Here is a 21,963-nt window from a genome sequence, read left to right as displayed (position 1 = left end):
ATGAACGATCATAGTTACGATGCCATCGTCATCGGCTCAGGAATCAGTGGAGGTTGGGCAGCAAAGGAATTGTGCGAAAAGGGTTTAAAAACCCTGGTTCTGGAAAGGGGAAGAAATGTGACCCACAGGGAGGATTACCCTACCATGCACACACCGCCCTGGGAGTTTCCTCTCCGTGGTCAATTACCCCTTGATTTGCGCCTGGAAAATCCTGTTGTTTCCCGCTGCTATGCATTCAGGGATGATGCGGATCATTTTTTTGTCAAGGACAAGGAACATCCCTATATCCAGGATAAACCGTTTGACTGGATCCGGGGCTACCAGGTTGGGGGCAAATCCCTGCTATGGGCAAGACAGGTGCAGCGCTGGAGCAAATACGACTTTGAAGGCCCTGCCCGGGACGGCTTCGCGGTGGATTGGCCCATACGATATGAAGACATTGCTCCCTGGTACAGCTATGTGGAAAAATTTATCGGTGTCAGTGGCAATAAGGACGGGTTGGACACCCTTCCCGACGGTGAGTTTTTGCCGCCATGGGAGATGAATAAAGTTGAAAGGATCGTTCAGCAGCGCATCCTGGAGGCCTACCCGGAGCGGAAGTTTGTAATAGGGCGTTGTGCGCACCTTACGGAGCCACAGGCCCACCATACCGCACAGGGCAGGGGGCAATGCATGGCCCGCAGCCTCTGCCAGCGGGGTTGCCCATTTGGTGCATATTTCAGTTCCAATGCATCCACACTTCCGGCGGCTGCCGCTACGGGCAACATGACCCTGCGTCCCCATTCAGTAGTGCATTCACTGATTTACGACGAGACAGCGGGCAGGGTGACCGGGGTGCGCATTGTAGACGCCCTTTCCGGAGAAACCACCGAGTTTTTTGCGAAAATAATTTTCGTCAATGCTTCGGCGCTGAATTCCAATCTGATACTGCTGAATTCCATATCGAACCGATTTCCACAGGGCCTGGGCAATGACAGCGGGCTGTTGGGTACACACATTGCCTTCCACAATTACCGGGGCTCTCTGTCTGCGCGCATGGAAGGACACCTGGATTCCTACTATTATGGACGAAGACCTACTGCCGTGATGCTTCCCAACTTTCGCAATGTCAAAAAGCAGGAAACAGATTTTTTACGGGGCTACATGAGCTTTTATTCTGCCGGTCGTGGAAGCTGGGGAGCTGCCAGGAATGAATCTTTTGGGCCCGAGTTTAAAGAGGCTAATGCTGAAGCAGGGCCCTGGGGTGTTTACATGATGATGCAGGGGGAAACGATTCCCAAAAAAGAAAACCGGGTGTACCTGGATGAAAATCAAAAAGATGATTGGGGCATACCTCAATTGCGGGTGGATGTTGGCTACGACGAGAATGATGAAAAATCCCTTCGAGACTTTCTGGATCAGGGGGCAGCAATGCTGGAAAGCGCGGGATGTAAAAACATCCGGCAAAACGACAGCGGACAGGCGCCCGGCCTGGACATTCATGAGATGGGAGGGGTGCGAATGGGCAAGGATCCCAACACGTCACTTTTGGGCCGGTTTAACCAGATGCATGCCTGCCCCAACGTCTACGTGACGGATGGTGCCTCCATGACCTCGACCGGTACCCAGAACCCCAGTCTGACGTATATGGCCTTAACGGCGCGCGCAGTAGACCATGCAGTGAATGCACTGAAAAGGGGAGACCTGAAAACATAAGGCTGCATTTTACAAGGGACCTTTGTCGATGTATATTGTTTTTCAGATTTGACACCCATTGGCTTGTGAAGAATTCATGGTTAAAGAAGCTGGATAGCAGATATAAAAGTTGAATGGTTTATTGATAATGGAGTTCCTGCCAATCAGCGAAGGACCATTTTATTTTAGGTAAAAATTTCGAAACGATAGGATAGCAACCTGAAAAGCTGTCGGGCAAACGCCCGATTGTTAATTTGAATCATCCATTCAGACAAGATAGTTTTCTTGAGATAACCTACGCCAGGTTTCTTAAATCCTACCGGGTTACTCATGATTATTTCGGGTTTAAATCGATGTTTCGCATTTCCACCACTTCACAAGGGCGATTAAACCTTAAAAGGAGCCAAAAAAAGTTAGTACTTTTTGGGTCAGAGGTTTATTTTTGTTCTAAATCTTTTTAATCTCAAGCCAGACATCCAACTTAGAAATCATGAATTACAGAAAATTTGGCAACACAGACCTAAAGGTAAGTGAGATAGGATTTGGAGCCTGGGCCATAGGCGGCCCGGCGATGGCCGGAAAGACAGCCATAGGATGGGGGCCGGTAGATGATTCGACGTCAAAATTAGCTTTGCTTAAAGCCCGTGAGCAGGGTGTCAACTTTTTTGACACTGCAGATTTTTACGGGCTGGGACATTCGGAGAAACTTATAGGCGAGGTTTTTTCCAATGATCCCGGTGCGATAATCGCCTCAAAAGTGGGGCATCGGCTAACACCCGAAGGGCAAATTTATATGGATTACTCCAAATCACATATCCAGAGTTCCTGCGAAAGCAGTCTGAAGCGGCTAAGAAGGGATACCATAGATTTCTATCAATTGCATACGGCTAAAGTGAGCGATTTGGAAAATGGCGAGTGTATTGAAGCCCTGGAGCAACTCAAAAAGGCAGGAAAAATCCGCTACTGGGGTGTTTCGCTGAATACTATTGATCCCCAGCCGGAAGCTGCGTATTTGATAGGCCGGGGTTTGGGTAATGGTTTTCAGCTTGTTTTGAATATTCTCAACCAGGAAGCGCTGCCTGTTGTGGCGGCGGCAGCGGATTCCGGTCATGGGATAATCGCCCGGATGCCCTTCCAGTTTGGGCTGCTTACAAGGAAATTTACGAAAGAAACACGTTTCCCGCAGGACGACCACCGCAGCGAAAGGCTCAACCCACAGCTTTTGGCTGATTACCTGGATGCGCTGGAGCTGGTCTGGCCGCTGGCCGATAAATACGAAATCAGTCCCGGACAACTTGCCTTGAGTTTCGTGCTTGGTTTTGAGGGCATATCGACAGTCATTCCGGGCATCAGAACACCTGAACAGGCAGTGCAAAATACCGTGGAAACCCTGCAGCTTAGCCAGGAAGACCAGAGTTATTTACAAACCCTGTATCTTACTCATTTCAGAAAATTGCTAAAGTGATCTGCTTTGCAAATGGAGCATCCATGTTTAATTCCGGACATTTTTCTGTCCGCTGACGGACTACTGAACGCTTTCGATCATGTAAAATAATCGCTTATTCGCTGAATAATGGATTTTTTAAACTATGGCATTCAAATGGATCATTTAATCACCAGACTAACGCTAATCTTTCGGGGATGAATACATTTATAGGTTTCGTACTTTGGGCCATTCTTTTTGTATTGTGCTGGCCAATCGCAATTTTATTGTTGCTCCTGTATCCTTTGATCTGGTTGATCCTGCTGCCATTTCGCCTGTTGGGTCTGGGCGTTACGCTCACTTTATCCATGATATTCGCACTATTCATGTTGCCTTTTTCACTACTGCGCTGAGTGCTTGCTTTCAGAACTCAACAGTAATCCCAGGTAGGTAATGGTAGCGTTGACCAGTAGGATTTCGAAGCCGAACTGAAATCCATTGAACCAGGTGGCGGCATTCCAATCGATCACAAAGGAGAGCGCCGGACTGAGCAGGCAAATGAAGGGTACCCACTTATCTCTAACGGAGAGGTTATTGGTAAGGCCAAAGGCAAAAAGCCCCAGCAAAGGTCCGTAGGTAAATCCCGCGGCCTTGAAAACGGCACTCACTACACTTCTGTCATTGACTTCGTTGAATACCACAATGGTCAGAAACACCAGAAAGGTAAAACCAATATGGATCCATCTTCTGGTCCTGTCCTGGTTGATATTATTTTTGGAGGGGAGGTTTACGATGTCAATACAAAAGGAAGTAGTCAGTGCGGTCAAGGCAGAATCTGCGCTGGAAAATGCGGCGGCTGTAATTCCAAGCAGGAAGGCGACACCTGCCAGAATGCCAAAATGGTTAAGCGCAAGCGTAGGAAATAGCTCGTCGGTCGCATCGGGCAATTGCAGTCCGTTCACTGCCGCGTACTGATAAAGTAGTATTCCCAATGCCAGAAACAGCAGGGTGGAGAGAAAAAAACTTATGGAAAACCAGAATATGTTTTTCCGGGCTTCCGCCTTGTTTTTACAGGTCAGGTTCTTTTGCATCACGTTCTGGTCAAGACCATTCATCGCAATGGTAATGAACACGCCTCCCGCAAACATTTTGAAAAAGTTTTGGCTGGTATTTCCTTCCCAAACGAAGATTGTGGAAAGGTCACTTTCTCCTATCACAGAAAGGATTTCCGTGCCTGTCAGATTCAATTCCCCACCAATTACGAAGATAGTGATGACCACGGCCAGAAGCAGAAAGGTCGTCTGCAGGGTATCGGTCCACACGATGGTCTTAATGCCACTTTTGTAGGTATACAACCAGATCAGGATCATGGTGGTAAAGACAGATGCATAGAAGGGTATTCCAAAAGCATCGAAAAAGGCAATTTGTAGCACAGTGGCTGCAAGAAACAGGCGAAAGGAGGCTCCTATGGTTTGGGAAATCAGGAATATGCTTGCCCCGGAAAGGTATGTTTTCCGGCCAAACCTGCTTTTGAGGTATTCGTAAATTGAAATCAGGTTTAGCCGGTAAAAAAGCGGAATAAGCACCAGGGCGATCACCGCATAACCTACCATATTGCCCATCACAAATTGGAGGTATGCCCAGTTGGTATTGCCTACCTCACCAGGGACGGAAATAAAGGTAACCCCGGAAAGGGAAGCTCCTACCATGCCAAAGGCTACCAGAAACCAGGGCGATTCCCTGTTGCCCGTGTAAAAAGTAAGGCTGTCTGATTTGAGTGAAGTAAGGTAACTGATGAGTAACAATAATGCAAAATACCCTGCAATGACACCAAATACCAGAAGTGGGCTCATGTTTACCTGATTGAAATGAAAATTATCCTTCAATGATAGGCAATTTATTGAAATCATTTAAACCGTAAGCGACAAATTTGGTAACTTACCGCCCAAATTAATAGTATTTCAAATGGCGGTAAAAAATGTTTGTGCAGCAAAGATGGGTGGCTGCAGTTTTTCTATGCGGAGGGGAAACGGAAAATCAGATCGCTTAACTGCATCCCTTTTGGTCTGTATACTGTTTTTTCATTTTACGCCTTTGCTCTTCGCCCAGCAGCAGAATCCGCCCTTTCTGGCTGATAAGTACCTGTATTGGGCAGATTCTGTTCTGGCCACGTTAAGTCCTGAGGAGCGCATTGCACAATTGATCATGATTCCGGCCTATTCCAATAAAGACAAGGTCCATGTGGATTCCATATCCGCTTTGGTACGTGAATATGGGGTAGGCGGGATAATTTTTTTCCAGGGAGGACCGGTACGGCAGGCCCATATGATCAATCGCTTTCAGCAGGAGACCAAAGTTCCCCTGATGATCAGCCTTGACGGAGAGTGGGGACTGCGCATGCGTTTGGATAGTACGGTCCGCTATCCTTACCAGATGGCACTGGGAGGGGTCTCAGATGAAGACTTGTTGTATGAGATGGGTGCAGAGGTAGCCCGCCAGGCAAGGCGTTCCGGGATTCACGTTAATTTTGCTCCCGTGGTCGATGTAAACAACAATGCCAACAATCCGGTTATCGGCTTTCGGTCCTTTGGTGAAGAAAAGGAAAATGTAGCGAGCAAATCTCTGGCATACATGAAAGGAATGCAAGATCATGGAATTCTGGCTTCAGCAAAGCATTTTCCCGGACACGGCGATACGGATGCCGACTCCCATTATTCCCTGCCGGTACTGCATTTTTCTGAGAAAAGATTGAGAGAGACGGAATTGTATCCCTTTCGCCAATTGATGGAACAAGGGCTCGGTAGCATCATGGTAGCCCATATGCAGATCCCAGCATTGGATGATACCCCTAATCTGGCTTCGAGTTTGTCCCGGCCCATTGTAACTGGCTTACTAAAAGAGGAAATGGGTTATCAGGGTCTGGTATTTACCGATGCCCTAAACATGCAGGCAGTGGCAGGGTACTACCCACCCGGTGTAGTAGATGTAAAAGCCCTCCTGGCAGGCAATGACATGCTATTGAATACCATGGATGTTCCCGCCACCATCAGAGAAGTACAAAGAGCGGTGGAGAGGGGAGAAATATCCCGGGAAGAAATTGACCAAAGGGTGCTTAAAGTACTCCAGGCAAAGGCCTGGCTGGGGCTGGACAGTCTGCAGCCAGTAGAGACGGCTCATCTTATTGAAGACCTGAATGATCCGGCCGCAGTATTTCTCAGCAGAAAATTAACTGCAGCCTCACTGACCTTGCTTAGAAACCGGGACAATATCCTACCGGTAAAAGGTTTGGACAACATCAGGATTGCCAGCGTTTCCCTGGGAACAGACAAGCCGACTGATTTTCAAAAGGGTTTGGACAGGTATGCCCCGATCAGCCACTTTACTTTTCCCGCCGGGGGAGGCCTGAAAGAAATTGCTGATTTGAAGACCAAGCTGGCTGATTTCCAATTGGTATTGCTGGGACTTCACGGTCTCGGAATCCGGGAGGGTAGCAATGACTTTGGGATTACGCCTGAAATGAACGTAATGATCAGGGATCTTATCGCCAATCATGCGGTGGTCGTGAGTGTTTTTGGCAATGTCTATAGTCTGGATAAGATTCCCGGGCTGGAAAAGGCTGAGGGCCTTATCGCTGCTTACCAGGAGACGCCCCTGACACAGGATCTTACGGCGCAGCTCATCTTTGGTGGTATAGGTGCCAGGGGCAGGTTGCCTGTAACAGTCAATGGGTTTTTTAAACAGGGAGATGGATTGGAGACGCAGACCGGCGGCCGGCTCTCCTACACCCAGCCTGAGGAAGTTGGCATTCGTACAGCAGATTTGAATGGCATTGACAGTTTGATGCGTCTGGCCATACAGGAGAAAGCCATCCCCGGGGGGCAGGTCCTGCTGGCCAAAGGGGGGAAGGTGTTTTATCAAAAGGCTTTTGGCTACCATACCTATGATTCCCTGCAGCCTGTAAATATGGATGACCTCTACGACCTTGCTTCCATTACCAAAATAAGTACCTCACTGGCCGCATTTATGCACCTGAAAGGCTTGGGTAAATTTGACGAAAACGAGACACTTGGGAGCTATTATCCTCCAGCCCGGGGGACAAATAAAGCCGATCTGGCTTACAAAGATATCCTTACCCATCAGGCCAGGTTACGCTCCTGGATTCCCTTCTGGATGTCTACCGTGCGGAAAAATGGCAGTTTCAAATGGTTTACCATGAAATCAGACTCATCGAGGAGGTTTCCGGTAAAAGTTGCTGATGATTTATTTATTCACCGAAAATATGACCAGAAGATTTACGAGGAAATTTTAGATTCGCCTTTAAATCCCGAGCCGGGATATGTCTACAGCGACCTTTCTTTTATTTTGGCGCCCAAAGTGATAGAGACCATTACCGGAGAGCCCTTCTACGAATACCTTGACCGCAATCTCTACCGGCCATTGGGGGCCGGCACGCTTACTTTCAATCCGTATAAAAACTACCCTCCGAAAAGGGTCGTCCCTACTGAGATAGATACGGCATTCAGAAAGCAACTGCTACATGCCACGGTACACGATGAGGGAGCTGCTATGCTGGGAGGTGTCAGTGGACATGCCGGCCTGTTTGGAAATGCAAATGACCTGGCCAAATTGATGCATCTCTACCTTTATGACGGGAGCTATGCAGGGGAGCAACTTATTGCTCCCGGAGTTGTATCAGCCTATTCCAAATGTGTCTACTGTGACACCGGAAACTACCGGGCCATGGGCTTTGATCGTCCCAATCGGCCCGGTGATCCGAACGGAAATGCCGCTCCCAGCGCTCCGAAAAGTAGTTTTGGGCATTCAGGCTTTACGGGTACCTATACCTGGATAGACCCGGAAAACGAAATCGTATACGTATTTCTTTCCAACAGGGTCTACCCAACAAGGGAAAACAGAAATATCTATCGCCTGAATGTCCGGACCAATATACTCGAACAAGTGTACCAGGCCTTAAGCAAGGCAGAAGGCCGGGAAGACTAAATGGTTATGGCTTGGTATGCCCTTCGGTCCAACCGCCGGGATTACAAACTCAGAATTCTTTGCTTCAGATCTTTGAATTTATCCAGTGTCATGGGCTTGGTGATGTAGTCTACTACATGTGGATAGGTGTTTGCTCTATCCATTTCGTCCTGATTGATAGAAGAGGAGATGACAAATATCTTTACCGGATGTGTAAATGTAGCTTCCTTGACCAGGTCCAGGAATTGCCAGCCATTCATAATGGGCATATTGATATCAAGAAGGATGGCGTCAGGTAGTCGGTCGCCTTCCCTGATTCTTTTTTCGAAGTCCAACCATGCAGTTTCCCCGTTCAGAAAAAACGAGACTTCTTCGGTAAAGGAAGTGAATTCGAGTAATTTCTTTGTTCCAAAATTGTAAAGTGGATCATCATCCACAATGTACGTAAATCCGATTTTATCCATAAAAATTACAAATGTGCGATGCTGTTTGATGGCTGCCTGACTTTATCGATCTCACCTTTCCCCCAGAAGGAAAATATTTTATTTTTTAATTTTGGGCAGGAATAGGCAAAATTTTAATAAAAGTAATACAAAAAATTGGTTTTGGGTCAAATAATAATAGGAAAGAAATCATATAAAAATCTATGTTTGCGTAATATTAGGGTCTGATCAGGGCAATAATAAAACAGATCTTTGCTCTTAAGTGGTTTTTTTTCATTTATTTTACTTTTCAATCATTCAATGTATAACCTAAACTAAAAAAATCATGTATAAATTTTTTTCCATTGTATTGCTGTCTATGCTGGCAATCGCCTGTCAGTCTGGAAACAAATCTGAGGAAATAGTAGAAACCGAAACTGTAGAAATGGAGCAAAATGTAAACGATGAGCCCATGTTGAGGCATGTGGTATTGCTTTCCTTTAAGGAAGAGTCTACCGAGGAAGATATCAAAAAAGTCGAAAATGCCTTTATCGCATTGAAGGATAAAATCCCTCAAATCAAAGATTTTGAATGGGGAACGAACAATAGTCCGGAAGGGCTTAACAAGGGCCTCACCCATTGCTTTCTGGTCACCTTCGGGAGTGAGGCCGATCGGGAGGTTTACTTGCCGCATCCCGAACACCAGGCATTTGTAGAAGTGCTGAGTCCACACATGAAAGATGTCACTGTAGTGGATTATTGGGCCAAATGATGCAATAGGGCAGGCCTCCCCCGGTTAAGGCTTGCCCTATTTATTACCCCGGTATCAAAACAGATAAACCATTTTGATTCTGGAGTGAAAATTCAATCTCTGCTCTCCGTAATCTCTCAGGGAATTGCTGTGCCTGATGCCAAAGTTATAATTATGGGAGCGGATTAACCGGGTACGGGTGGATATCAGGAAATCACCCACGTGCTTTTCCCAATGAGCAGCTATGCTTAGGTCTACCCAAGGCAGTAAATCCAGGCCGTTTGCCATATTGAAATTATAAAAATTGTTTTCCCTGGAGATCCGCTCCAGGGATCCTCCCCATGTATTTACCCCATTCACCCTACTGATGGTGATTCTGGCGCTGTTTCCGCTGTGGCCAAGACCGGAACCGAGGACCTGCCCTCTGTTTGTCAGACCATGTACTACCTGAAAATTTTCGTACAAACCCAGTCCACCGTGATTTAAATTATAAGTGTCTCCTTCATATTTCACCAGATTATTGATACTACTTTCTGTCTGGCTCATTTCGAGGTTGAGATATACCTGCTTCTGACCCGCTATCGGAATTATTTTACTCAAGCCGAGGGTAAAGCCCCTTGCATGTTCCGGATTCAACATCAACTCCCTCCAGTTTAAGGCATGGTCGGTACGCATAAATTCCGCATAAATCTCGGTTTTTGCTTTGGGCAATACCCAGCGGCCAAAGGCAGAGAGGTGTTGGTCGCTCTCCCGAAACCTTGAGGTGTTCAGACCTACCCGCTCCTTTTGCAAACCTTCGAAAATCGGAAACCAGGCAGCGAACCCATCTTCCTCAAGCTTTCTGCTGTACATCATAAAGGTTCTGCCAATGCCGAGAGATAATCCATCCAGCCATTTGGGGGAATAGATAAGCGCAATGCCGGTAAAATAGCGCCAGTCCGTCGGGAAGTTTCTGTAGGCTTCAAAACTACTGTCGCTGTAATATGGCAAATTAGAATTTTCCAGTTTACCGATAAAGTATTGACCTTCAAAGTGCCCGATGGCCGTTTCCGCTGGCTTATGGGTATGGATGGTGGCATGCGGAAAAGCTTCGGCATTGTCACTTATCAGCAATGCATTTTGTATACCCGGCCCCCACCAGAGACTTTCGGTAGATACCCCGGCAGAAAAGGCACCGAAATTGATTTTCAGGTGGGAATTGCCCGGCAACATCCGCTTTATGGATTGGCGGCCGTGTCTTACGGGCATGTCCAGGCGTCCCACAAAATTGCTGATCCGGAAAAAGAATAATTCGGGAAGGAAGGGATCATATTCCTCAAACGGCAGGTTTTGGGCATGAAAAAATTGGGGGTATAGCTGCAGGCTTAGAGGACCCCAGTTTGCCTGAAAGCCCAATTCAATCAAATGTTGAAAACCTTTCGCAGGAAGTACAGGCCCATCGCCCCATCCGTAGGGATGGGAGGTATTGTTGGTTTGATTCAGTTGAATGGGCATTAACTGAAGCTGAAAACTTTTGTCTTCCCTCAATAGAGGCTTGGTGATTCTCAGCCCGGTGCTGCTATCCTGCGGATTGGTGATCCGGTGAATGTGTTCCGCTTTCAACGGGAGAAGCTGAAAACTGTATGCTGTGGGAAATTCGCCCGATATTTGTTGCCTTCGCAAATAGTCCTGAACCAGAGGGAAGTTTGCAGGCAGACTTTGACCTGAAAGTACTCCGGATCCCAGAAAAAACAACACAATACCCACCAGGAGTTTTCCCCGTACCGGAAAATCTATATTTTTAATCTTGCAGGTTTGCCGGTACATGAGGCATTTACCGGTGGGGGTCGGTTTTCTTCGCCATACTTACATCTTCTCCAGGTCTGATCTGCATGCGGTAATAGACCAGTATTTCATCTGCTCCCGCGTCCAGGACAGCCTGCTGGGCCTGTCTGGCGATGGCCATGAGCCGGTCTTCCGGGCCTTCCATTACGGTCTCAAAGGGCGTAACCTCATATTTGACACCTGAGGCGGCGATCACAGCGATGGCTTTGTCTACCAGAGGATAGCTTTCCCTGGTTTTACTCTTTGGTACGATCTGTATTCCGAGATTGATGTCAGGCATTGGTTATTGATTAAATTGGTTCATGGTTTTTTCCAGCCCAATGGTACAAAAGGAAGTGATCATGTTCGTCGCCCGATCCATGGCTTCCGGTAGGGAATCGATCTCTTGCTGCGACCACCTGCCGAGCACATAATCAATTTGCCGTCCCGAAGGAAAATCATTTCCGATACCAAATCGAAGCCGGGCAAAATTTTGTCCCCCTGTGAGTTCAGCGATGTTTTTTAAGCCATTGTGCCCAGCGTCAGAACCCCTGGCTTTCATTCGTAATTTACCAAAAGGAAGGGCAATATCATCGACTACCACCAAAAGATTTTCTTTCGGGATTTTTAATTCTTTCATCCAGTAGTTGACAGCCTTGCCACTGAGATTCATATAGGTGCTTGGTTTTATCAGGTGAATCTGTCTTCCTTTGTGCTTCAAAAGGGAGGTAAAGGCCAGCCGGTTGCTTTCCCATTTGAGATTCTCACCGTCGGCAAGTCTGTCCAGGATCAGGAAGCCTGCATTGTGCCGGGTCAGCTCATATTCCGGTCCGATATTACCCAAACCTGCGATTAGATATTTCATGTGTCTATAATTTGTTCTTTAATGGCCACATGCCTGCCTGTCGGCAGACAGGGAATCTCGCATGGTTGTTAGTCATCCCAGTATGTGACGGCTACGTCATGCTCGATTTCATGTGTTTATAATTTGTTTTTTAGCTGTCATCACTTGCCCCGATTTTTCGGGGTGGAATCACGCAATGATAACCATCCCTCTCTGTGCCGCCTCCGACACGCCCGCATTTTTATCCTGACAATTGCGAAAAGCTACCCTCAGGCTTTTCCCTGCAGGTAATTAAGCCAAAGCTCGCCGGTTTTACAGCGGGATATTGCCAGGATGATTCAGTCCCTTCAAACCTGTACCGCTTTCAGGAGTCGACAAAAAAAATCCTGCGCTGTTGGTAAACAGGGCAGGATCAATAATTTTTTCTTACACTATTAAGGGATCAAACCTCAGCATCTTCCTCTTCACCTTTTTTGCCTCTCAGAGCCCTTGGAATACCGATGGTAGCAATGGTGACGTTAGGACTATTCAGCAATTCAAATTTTTCTACATTCAAATCTGCTACTTTGACTGATTTACCCAATTCCAGGCTGGAAATGTCCACTGGTATTTCATCCGGAAGGTCTTGAGCCAATCCTTTCACCAGTAGTGTCCTGGTCTTTACCTCCAGTTTACCACCTTTGATGATTCCGGGAGAGTTACCAAAAGGTTTTACCGGGATTTCCATCTTAATGGCTTTATCATCGCTAAATGCAAGAAAATCAGCATGAAGCAATACATCGCTCACCGGATGAAATTGCGCTTCCCTAAGGATGGCTTTTACTTTAGTGCCTTCGATATTCAGGTCTACCATATGCACTTCAGGCGTGTATATAAGGTCTCTGAATAAAATGGCCGGAGAATGAAAATGGATCTGCTCTTTAATGCCTGGTCCATAGACTACACAAGGGACGTTTCCTTCCTCCCGAAGGACATCCAGGGATTTTCTGTCGAGATTTGCTCTTTTAAACCCTATAATCTCAATTGATTTCATAAATATATATTGGTTAAAACTATAATTGCTAAATAAATAAGGAACTTATAGACGTATTGCCGGTAACCGCATGAATGGCTTTGGCAAATAAATCTGCAACCGACAGCACCTTTATCTTTGAAGATTCATTTTTGGCGGGAATGGTATCCGTAATGACCAATTCAGACAATTGAGACTTCTCGATATTCTGGTATGCCTTTCCAGACAGTACGCCGTGTGTGGAAATGGCCCTTACCGAGTTGGCTCCTTTGTCCAGAAGAATGTTTGCTGCTTTGCACATGGTGCCGGCTGTATCAACCAGATCATCTACCAAGACGACATCCTTGCCTTCTACATCTCCTATTACCTGCATCGATGCCACTTCGTTGGCCCTTTTTCTGTGCTTGTCACAGACGACCATATCTACTTCAAAATGTTTGGCATAGGCCCTGGTTCTACCTACTCCACCCACATCAGGAGAAGCGAATATGAGGTTGCCCAAATCCAGGCTTTTTAAATAGGGCACAAAGATAGCTGAACCGTTCAAATGATCCAAAGGAATGTCAAAAAATCCTTGTATCTGGCCTGCATGAAGGTCACAAGTCATGATCCGGTCGGCACCTGCCGAGGTGAGCATATTTGCAATGAGCTTGGCCGCGATGCTTACCCTGGGCCGGTCTTTGCGGTCTTGCCGGGCATATCCGAAATAGGGGATGACCGCACATACCTTGTAAGCACTTGCGCGTTTTGCCGCATCAATCATCAGGCACAATTCGAGAAGATTATCGGCAGATGGATTGGTGGACTGTATCAGAAACACGTTGCATCCCCTAATGGATTCATTATAGCTGGGGGACATTTCACCATCGCTAAATTTTGCCAGGGTCAGGTTACCGAGGGTTTGGCCATAGGCTTTGGCGATCTTTTCGGCCAAATAGGGAGTATTTGAACCTGAGAAAATTTTGGTCTCGGGCATAGTAGGATATGTTTTTTGGTGGTTTGCTTTTAGGAGCATCAAAGGTAATAAAAAATGGCGGTTCTCCTTTTACCAACGCCTATAGGTTTTACTCCAGACCTGCACCTGATCGGAACAGAAACCTAAAGTTTGAATGTGTCATAATTCGCCAGCAGGTAGTTCAATTCTGTCTTGATTTGTGCGCCTATGTTAAAGAGCGTTTGATATTTACCTGCTTCTGCCACTTTTTCGAGTTGATCTGTAAGTGGCAGGAGTCGAAAAAATCCTGCTGTAGCTGCTGATCCTTTTAATTTATGGCCTACCTCCAGGAGACTTTTTTGATCTTTGTCATCCAGGGCTTTGCTGAGCTTATCCTGGCTTTCTTCCAAAGTAGTTCTGGCGATTTTCAGCAATTCCCTACCTATCGCCTTGTCTCCATCAAAGAGACTGAGCAAGTGGATCTTATCAAAATGTTTGCTCTCACTGTCCTGCATTTTCTCCAGCTGCTGCCCGGGGTTTTCCGGTTGTTGCTCCGGAAGGAGCCATTTGGTGATCATGGAGGTGAGGCTGTTTTGAACCAGCGGTTTGCTCATATAATCATCCATACCTGCTTCCAGGCAGCGTTCTTTTTCGCCTTTTACGGTACCCGCCGTAAGCGCAATGATCGGAAGGTCTTTGCCGTTTTTGACCGAACGGATGGCTCTGGCTGTTTCATAACCATTCATTATCGGCATCTGCACGTCCATCAATACCAGGTCTGGCTTTTGCCGTATTACATATTCGTATGCCTTCAGGCCGTTGTCGGCCTCTACTATCTGAATGGTGGGACTTACTTTTGAAAGGATAATTTTGGAAAGTTTCATGTTGATAGGGTTATCCTCAGCGATCAATACAATGTATTTTTTGCTGGCCAGTATATTCTCATTTTCCTGGCGTTCCTCCTCTATCAACATTTCTCCGCCATCCGGAGACTGGGAAACTTTGTTGAGAACCTGGCCAATTTGCTGCATTTTAATTGGTTTTATCAGCCGGTGATGGATGCTTAATTTCTGCATCTTGTCGCGATCCAGCGCATCGTCATTGGAGCTACTGAGTAAAACCACCGGCACGGCTGACAATTTCGGGTGTTTTAGCCGCCTTATTTTTTCTGTTACTTCGATTCCATCCAAAAATGGCATTCGCAGGTCCATAAAGATCAAATCAATGTCTCTTTTCTTTTCCAGAAGCTGTAATGCCGCCATACCGTTTGCTGCCTGAAGGCAGGAGATGTTTCTGGATTCCATTATCTCCTGCAAGAGATTTCGGTTCGTGTCGTTGTCATCTACTACCAATACCCGCTCAATATCGTGATTTTCCGGCCATTGGTCTTCCTCTCCTTTTTCAGCACGTAGCTGAATATCGAAAAAGAAAAGGCTCCCTTTACCCGGTTCACTTTTGAGCTGTAGCTGACTACCCATCAATTCAAGCAACTTGTTTGAAATCGACAGTCCTAAACCTGTGCCTCCAAATTTTCGTGTGGTACTGGCGTCCTCCTGGGCAAAGGCCTCAAAAATTTTGCGCTGCTTTTCATAAGGAATACCGATACCGGTATCCCTTACTGAAAATCTGAACAAGGTCAGTGATTTATCATTTTCGGCCGGGTTTTTCACCTCTACTTTGAGTTCTACTTCTCCTTCGTCTGTAAATTTGATGGCATTTGTGAGAAGGTTGACCAGTATCTGCCTGAGCCGCACATCATCGGCATAAATAAATCCCGGAAGACCTGTAGATAGATTAACCAGCAGTTCCAATCCTTTGGAATGGGCCTGGTACTTGGTGATGTCCGCTACCTGGGTGCCCAATTCATAGAGATCTGCCCGCTCTATGGACAGGTCCATCTTTCCGGCTTCTATTTTAGAAAAATCAAGAATATCATTGATCAGATCCAAAAGTGAATGTGCCGACTGGTAAACCGTATTCATGTACTGGAGTTGGGTATCCGAAAGTGGTGTTTTCATCAACAGGTCCGTAAAACCTATTACACCGTTGAGCGGAGTACGTATTTCATGACTCATATTGGCCAGGAATTCAGATTTGGCTTTGTTGGCATTTTCCGCACTTTCTTTGGCCTCCTTGAGTTGATTTTCTATTTCTTTGGTTGCACTGATATCCTGATGGGTGCCGTACATCAGGGTAGGCTTTCCAGACTTTGAATCCCAGGTAAACACCTTCCCCCGGTCCTGAATCCAGACCCAGTGGCCGTCCTTGTGCTTCAGGCGTATTTCAGCCTGATAATAATCAGATTTTTTATCAAAATGCTTTTGCAGGAGGTGTTCACGATGAAGAAAGTCATCCGGATGGCACAGCTCATTCCATTTTTGAGAGGAGAATTGCAGAAGTTCGTCCGCTGTATACCCCAGCATTTCTGCATATCGGTTATTGATGATGATTTCATCGGTATTGATATTCCACTCCCAGGTACCTGCATGCGTACCCCTGATGATGGCATCCAGCCTCCTGCTTTTTTCCATCAGGGCTATTTCAGCCTTTTTCCTTTCACTGATATCATGCGTTAGCCCCACCATGCCAATGATTTTTCCTGAATCGTCTTTCAGAGGTATTTTGGATATCAGGCAGTACTTTTTTCTTCCGTTTTTTTGCTCCTGGACTACTTCTTTATTGATGATCATATGGCCGTCCGAGACAACGGACTCATCTTCTTTCTGAGCTTCCCGGGCACTGCCATGAGTGTACCACTTTTCATCCGTTGAGCCAAGTACCTGCTGTTCCTCAGTGAAACCGAGATATTCCAACTCTGCCCTATTTACCAGGGTCTTTTCGTACCGGGTGTTTTTTACATAAATATTGGTGGGGATGTTATCGATAATGGTGCGCAGCAGCGCCCTTTCCTCAGAAATTGCAGTGGCCGCCTCATTAAGGTCTTCATGCACCTTATAGTAAGCCGACATATCCAGACCATTTCCTAAAATGTAAGAATCTCCCAGATGTGATTCAAACAGCACATTGTTGAAATGAAAAATCACAGGAGATCCATCCCTGGATACCAACTTGCCTTTGCCGTTAAAACATTTTTTATCCTGCAATTCTGCCATGTATTGCTCAAAAAAATCCCTTTTCTCCACCAGGTCTTTTAGGTTTTTTGCCAGTATATCCTGCGCAGAATAACCAAGAATTGCCGCCCCTGCCTTGTTGATTTGCAGGATGTTTCCCTGCATGTCATGTTTAAACATGAGCCCCTGCGCCTGCTCAAAAAACTTCCGGGCTTCATTTTCCCGGTCTTTAATTCTTAATTCCCGTTTCTTGATATGGCTGACCTGATTGATGATACACAAGGCTTCGTTGTTTTCGGCCGTTGACGGTTCACAGCTGATCTCATACCAGTCTTCTTCCCGTTCATTCGTAACCGAGTACTCCCGAAACTGCTTATTGCCAGTGGTGAATACCTCATCCAATAAGTTTTTTATAACAGTCCCGTGTTCTCCCGGTATTCCCGATACATCGATCTCCTTTTTTGTATTTATTTCCGACGGCCATGACAGCTGGTTTTTTCCGGATACAAAATATTCCACAATCACGAAGTTCTTGTCTGCAAGCAGCACCAAATCGCCAAGGTGTGTCAATACCTTTTCGAGCTTTTGATTCAAATTTTGCAGCCTTAATTTCTCCAACTGCAGTTGAATCAGTGTTTCCACCTCTCTGGAAAGAGTGTGCAGGGCCTGGATTTGGTCTTCTCGCAGTTTTCTGGGCTTATTGTCCAATACACATAAGGTCCCGAGGTTCAATCCATTTTCGGTCTTTATTGGATAACCGGCGTAGAACCGGATATGCTCCTCTCCGGATACGTATTTGTTTTGTGCAAATCTTGAATCCTGTTCAGCATCGGGTACTTCAAACAATTCGTCCTGTAAAATGGTGAATTGGCAAAAGGAATCAGATCTCCTGGTTTCGTAAAGGTCCAGGCCTACTTTTGATTTGAACCATTGCCTGTCCTGATCCACAAACGTTACCAATGCTATGGGAGTGTCGCAGATAGCGGCGGCCAACTCCGTTATTTTGTCAAAAGAAGTTTCCGGTAAAGTGTCCAGAAGCTGGGTGGCATACAGTGCCTCCAGCCGCTGGGTTTCATTTTCCGGATAGGGTGCAGCATTGCTGTTCATTGTATGGTCGTGACTGTTAAATAATGGTGATTTTAAATAAAATTGATAGTATATCCTAAAAATAATTATGTATTTTTCCTAAGGATTAATGGAAATTACCAAATATAGTTTGTAAAAATCAAAAAGTAATATTTAAAAATCATTTTTAAGCGGATAAGCGGATCAATGAATGTAACAGGATGCATTATCCCTGTCTCCAACTCCCTTTAAAATCAGCATCAGATGGAAACTGAATGGTAAATAAAACGGTGCCCCGGCCCGAATACAGGGATAAGGGAAGTGGATGCTATACTGATATGTAAATCCGATTTGCTATCTTTGTGAAAAAATCATATTTGAAAATAATCAATCATGCAGATTTTTCGTTTTTCCTTCCGGCGACACCCCCTTTACTCGTTGATCTTGCTGTTTTATTTAGGCGTTTGTTTCCGGGGATATTGCCAGAATGAGCTAAAGGTGCTGGCCTATAATATCCACCATGCCAATCCACCGTCCATTCCTGATTCCATAGACCTGCCCGCGATAGCACGGGTAATCCAAGAGAGCGGAGCTGACCTGGTGGCCCTGCAGGAGGTAGATGTATATACGCAGCGATCCGGTGCCGGATCACACCAGGCCAAAGCGCTGGCGGAAATGACAGGGATGCATTATTATTTCGAGGCATCGATTTCGTTTCAGGGAGGTCAGTATGGTAATGCCATATTATCGCGGTTTCCTATCGGAGAAGGAAGGAAGAAGTCCCTGACTTCGGCCCCTGGTACCGAACCCAGAGCCCTGCTCGTGGTGGAGGTTACTCTTTCAGCTGGTGAGAAAATTAAATTTGCATCCACCCACCTGGATTTTAGCAGTGATGTAAATGCAGCCAATCAGGCCAGCGACATCAGCGCATTTTTTGACGGGGAGGAGCTCCCGGTTATCCTGGCGGGAGATTTTAATGCAGAAATTGGGTCCGCTGCCATTGATGAACTGGACGGATTTTTTAAGCGTACCTGCCCTGAAGATTGTCCGCCGACTATTCCGGTGCTCGAACCCAGGAAGGCGATCGATTTCATCTTTTACCGGCCCGCAGATAAAATACAGGTAAAGGAACACCGGGTAATCGATGAAAAATACGCATCTGACCATCTTCCTGTTTTGGCTACACTTTATTGGTAGTCTGTAAAATTTAGGGTTATTCCCTTGCCTTGCGGGAGAATGAACGTATCTTGTATCAGCAATCCACCGCTATTTTGGCCCGGCTGAAATTTCAGCAATTGGTTTGCTTTTCCACAGCTAAAGTTCAGCAAGTGCAGCGGATAAGAAAAAAGAGGTAAAGGATGGCTTGTCTGCCAGGGAAGCTCTTTTTACCCCAGGACGATTGGGGCGGATGTAGGTGACCGGAGCAGAATGAAAACAAATCGGTGCCTGCATGAAGAGTGGACTTGAGCGCGGAAATGGTCTTGTCATTTCTCCTGAACCTCCCGGCATTTAACAGGCTGAGAGGGATGGTACCAGTTTTCAGGTAAAACATCCTGTCACTCAAAAAGAAGTCTTATCGAATATTCAACATATGGAGGAATTAATTGTGGCCACTGCCCAGTTTGAACATAGGAGCAGTGATAAGGCCTATAACCTGGATCGTATAGCAGCGTTGAGCGAAGCGGCTGCCAGGCAGGGAGCCAAGGTAATCGCCTTTCATGAATGCTCCATCACCGGGTATACCTTTGCCCGCAAACTGGACCGGGCGCAAATGCTTGATTTGGCTGAACTTGTCCCGGGTGGACCCAGCGTACAGCGGCTTGCCCGGATTTCCAGGCAGCATGGCATTACGATCCTGGCAGGGCTTTTTGAAAAAGGTGAAAACGACAGGATTTTCAAATGTTATGTCTGCGTAAATGCAGACGGTCTTGTAGCCAAACATCACAAGTTGCACCCATTTATCAACCCACATCTCACGCCTGGTTCCAGCTATACAGTGTTTGAGATACATGGCTGGAAATGCGGTATACTGATTTGCTATGACAACAACATTATTGAAAACGTCAGGGCTACCTGCCTGTTGGGTGCGGATGTGATCTTTATGCCCCATGTGACGATGTGTACACCCTCTTCACGTCCTGGTGCGGGATTTGTAGACCCGGAGCTTTGGAAAAACCGGCACCAGGACCCGACTTCCCTGAGAATCGAGTTTGACGGCCTGAAGGGTCGGCAATGGCTAATGAAATGGCTTCCGGCACGTGCGTACGATAATGCCATTTACGCTGTCTTTTCCAATCCCATTGGTATGGACGATGACCAGTTGAAAAATGGTTGTTCCATGGTCATTGACCCTTTTGGTGATATCCTCGCTGAATGCCGCAAATTGGAAGATGATTTTGTATTGGCAACATTGAGGCCTGAAAAACTGCAGCAGGCAGGCGGGTACCGTTACCGCAATGCGCGCAGGCCGGCCCTTTACCGGGACATTCTGGGAAAGGAACATCGACCCATGCAGAAAGTAGCCTGGCTGTCTGAGCAGGACGGCAAGTAACATGGTGACCATGGAAATTCCGCAATGCTTTTACAGGCTGAGTGTAAAAGCCCTGATATTGGATAGGAACAATCGATTTCTGCTGGTCAGAGAGGAGAATGGTATGTGGGAATTACCCGGCGGCGGCTTGGATCATGGTGAAACCCCACAGGAAGGGATAAAAAGAGAGATCTGGGAAGAAATGCGACTCAAAACTAAATCAATCGCAGACCAACCCAGCTACTTTTTTACAGTAAAAAATCATAATGGGATTTTTATTGCCAACGTAATGTACCAGACCTCATTGGTAGATCTACGCTATGTTGCTTCGCCAGAATGTACTGAAGTACGGTATTATTCTGCTCAGGAAGTACTAGACGCAGATTTCATGTATCCCAATGTAAAGGCTTTCGCTAGCATATTCTCAGAAAGGTATCCTGCAGAATAGGCTTCCCCCATCAAAAGTTTTGAATCAGAGAAATGGTAGTTGATTCCAATACCTCAAAGGCATTTTCTGCCATGGCATTTTCGGTGTCCAGTGTGGGATTAACCTCTACAATTTCCCAGGCACAGACCCTTTTGTCTTTGATAAGGGCCTCATTCAGATCCACTGCTTCCTTTATGGTAAAACCATCCGGAACGGGAGTGCCGGTTCCTTTCGATATGGATGTATCCAGACTGTCGACATCAAATGAAATGTATATCTGATCACAGTCCCGGAGCAGGTGCAAAGCTTTCTCTGCAGTATTCCTGATTCCCAAAGCCCTGGACTCTGCCACGGAAATATTGTTGATAACATGGTGCCGGATCAGGTAATTTTCTGGTTCCTCGGTGGATCTCACGCCGATAAAAACGATGTCCTCCGGAATGATTTTAGGATTTTTGCCTCCCAGGTTTTTTAGTTTTTCCCAGTATGCGATCGTACCCGGAAGGGGTTCATTTTGCTTTTGCTCCAGGTTATCTATTCCCAGACATATGGCCAGGGGCATGCCATGCATGTTGCCGGATGGGCTGGTATATGGAGAATGCAGGTCAGCATGTGCATCGATCCAGATCACCCCCAACCTTCGGTCAGTATGAGCGGCTTTGATACCCATTATGGTGCCTGCCGCGGTGGAATGATCTCCGGCGAGGACAATCGGAAATTTGCGCCGTTCCCGCAAATCTTTGATGGTCGTATAGACGTTATGAATTACCTCATATACGCCGTCTATGTATTTTGCAAATGGGTGTTCGTTACCCCGCCAGAGATAGTCGTTGGCATCTTTGACGTTGACCGGGTCAAATTTTGAAAAAAAGTCAGATTTTTTGTCCAGGCTGGCGACTTTAAGGGCATCAATACCCATGCTGGCTCCCCGGGTTCCAGCAGCAAGTTCCGACCTGACCTCTACCAATTTTATATCTCTCATCAACTTTTACTTTAAAGCTCAAAATTCCGACAAAATGGTTCCTGA

At 46.4% G+C, this 21,963-nt stretch carries 17 protein-coding genes; 7 read left to right on the top strand and 10 right to left on the bottom strand.

Annotated features, from left to right (window positions below):
• Together BUB19_RS22755 and BUB19_RS22750 are read left to right on the top strand one after the other, a co-directional pair.
• Positions 1–1,695, top strand: coding sequence for a GMC oxidoreductase (locus BUB19_RS22755; protein ID WP_073098087.1), 1,695 nt, complete (start codon positions 1–3; stop codon positions 1,693–1,695).
• Positions 1,696–2,164: 469 nt separating this feature from the next.
• Entirely contained in the window at positions 2,165–3,139 is a 975-nt protein-coding gene (locus BUB19_RS22750; RefSeq protein ID WP_073098050.1) for an aldo/keto reductase, read from the top strand.
• A gap of 148 nt (positions 3,140–3,287) precedes the next feature.
• On the opposite strand, the gene BUB19_RS24310 is transcribed toward BUB19_RS22750, so the two are convergent.
• Together BUB19_RS24310 and BUB19_RS22740 are read right to left on the bottom strand one after the other, a co-directional pair.
• Positions 3,288–3,485 (bottom strand): hypothetical protein, encoded by a 198-nt coding sequence (locus tag BUB19_RS24310; RefSeq protein ID WP_178371564.1) that lies wholly within the window; start codon positions 3,483–3,485, stop codon positions 3,288–3,290.
• A gap of 13 nt (positions 3,486–3,498) precedes the next feature.
• Complete coding sequence (locus BUB19_RS22740) at positions 3,499–4,950, bottom strand: sodium:solute symporter (protein ID WP_073098085.1); 1,452 nt, start codon at positions 4,948–4,950, stop codon at positions 3,499–3,501.
• A 112-nt stretch (positions 4,951–5,062) separates the two neighbouring features.
• Between BUB19_RS22740 and BUB19_RS22735 the strand changes: the two genes are divergently transcribed.
• Positions 5,063–8,098, top strand: coding sequence for a serine hydrolase domain-containing protein (locus tag BUB19_RS22735; RefSeq protein ID WP_245802931.1), 3,036 nt, complete (start codon positions 5,063–5,065; stop codon positions 8,096–8,098).
• Positions 8,099–8,139: 41 nt separating this feature from the next.
• Here BUB19_RS22735 and BUB19_RS22730 read toward each other — a convergent pair whose 3' ends face one another.
• The gene (locus BUB19_RS22730; RefSeq protein ID WP_073098046.1) at positions 8,140–8,541 is read right to left on the bottom strand and encodes a response regulator; all 402 of its coding nucleotides are present in this window, start codon (positions 8,539–8,541) and stop codon (positions 8,140–8,142) included.
• 304 nt (positions 8,542–8,845) lie between these two features.
• Between BUB19_RS22730 and BUB19_RS22725 the strand changes: the two genes are divergently transcribed.
• Positions 8,846–9,271 carry a Dabb family protein gene (locus tag BUB19_RS22725; RefSeq protein WP_073098044.1) on the top strand — a complete coding sequence of 142 codons (426 nt, stop codon included), beginning with the start codon at positions 8,846–8,848 and terminating at the stop codon, positions 9,269–9,271.
• Positions 9,272–9,325: 54 nt separating this feature from the next.
• Here the strand turns inward: BUB19_RS22725 and BUB19_RS22720 are convergent, their stop codons facing one another.
• The 6 genes from BUB19_RS22720 to BUB19_RS22695 all read right to left on the bottom strand — a co-directional run bounded on the left by BUB19_RS22720 (position 9,326) and on the right by BUB19_RS22695 (position 18,021).
• Positions 9,326–11,056, bottom strand: coding sequence for a capsule assembly Wzi family protein (locus tag BUB19_RS22720; RefSeq protein ID WP_073098043.1), 1,731 nt, complete (start codon positions 11,054–11,056; stop codon positions 9,326–9,328).
• 7 nt (positions 11,057–11,063) lie between these two features.
• On the bottom strand, positions 11,064–11,354 hold the full coding sequence (locus BUB19_RS22715) for a thiamine-binding protein (protein WP_073098041.1): 291 nt from the start codon (positions 11,352–11,354) through the stop codon (positions 11,064–11,066).
• Between the two features lie 3 nt (positions 11,355–11,357).
• Positions 11,358–11,918, bottom strand: coding sequence for an aminoacyl-tRNA hydrolase (pth, locus tag BUB19_RS22710; protein WP_073098039.1), 561 nt, complete (start codon positions 11,916–11,918; stop codon positions 11,358–11,360).
• A gap of 421 nt (positions 11,919–12,339) precedes the next feature.
• A complete protein-coding gene (locus BUB19_RS22705; RefSeq protein WP_073098037.1) occupies positions 12,340–12,930 on the bottom strand; it encodes a 50S ribosomal protein L25/general stress protein Ctc in 591 nt (196 codons plus the stop codon).
• Positions 12,931–12,958: 28 nt separating this feature from the next.
• Complete coding sequence (locus BUB19_RS22700) at positions 12,959–13,885, bottom strand: ribose-phosphate pyrophosphokinase (protein ID WP_073098082.1); 927 nt, start codon at positions 13,883–13,885, stop codon at positions 12,959–12,961.
• 122 nt (positions 13,886–14,007) lie between these two features.
• Complete coding sequence (locus BUB19_RS22695) at positions 14,008–18,021, bottom strand: response regulator (RefSeq protein ID WP_073098036.1); 4,014 nt, start codon at positions 18,019–18,021, stop codon at positions 14,008–14,010.
• 351 nt (positions 18,022–18,372) lie between these two features.
• On the opposite strand from BUB19_RS22695, the gene BUB19_RS22690 reads away from it, so the two are divergent.
• The 3 genes from BUB19_RS22690 to BUB19_RS22675 all read left to right on the top strand — a co-directional run bounded on the left by BUB19_RS22690 (position 18,373) and on the right by BUB19_RS22675 (position 20,957).
• The gene (locus BUB19_RS22690) at positions 18,373–19,176 is read left to right on the top strand and encodes an endonuclease/exonuclease/phosphatase family protein (RefSeq protein ID WP_073098035.1); all 804 of its coding nucleotides are present in this window, start codon (positions 18,373–18,375) and stop codon (positions 19,174–19,176) included.
• Between the two features lie 394 nt (positions 19,177–19,570).
• Positions 19,571–20,530 carry a nitrilase family protein gene (locus tag BUB19_RS22680; protein ID WP_073098033.1) on the top strand — a complete coding sequence of 320 codons (960 nt, stop codon included), beginning with the start codon at positions 19,571–19,573 and terminating at the stop codon, positions 20,528–20,530.
• Between the two features lie 10 nt (positions 20,531–20,540).
• A complete protein-coding gene (locus BUB19_RS22675) occupies positions 20,541–20,957 on the top strand; it encodes an NUDIX hydrolase (RefSeq protein WP_084097592.1) in 417 nt (138 codons plus the stop codon).
• 10 nt (positions 20,958–20,967) lie between these two features.
• On the opposite strand, the gene BUB19_RS22670 is transcribed toward BUB19_RS22675, so the two are convergent.
• Positions 20,968–21,918, bottom strand: coding sequence for an arginase (locus tag BUB19_RS22670; RefSeq protein WP_178371563.1), 951 nt, complete (start codon positions 21,916–21,918; stop codon positions 20,968–20,970).
• Between the last annotated feature and the right edge of the window lie 45 nt (positions 21,919–21,963).

Origin of the sequence: Cyclobacterium lianum, from assembly GCF_900143075.1 — a bacterium.
GTDB lineage: Bacteria > Bacteroidota > Bacteroidia > Cytophagales > Cyclobacteriaceae > Cyclobacterium > Cyclobacterium lianum.
Note: the sequence above shows the minus strand (reverse complement) of the source record. Positions and strands in the feature narration are given on the sequence as shown.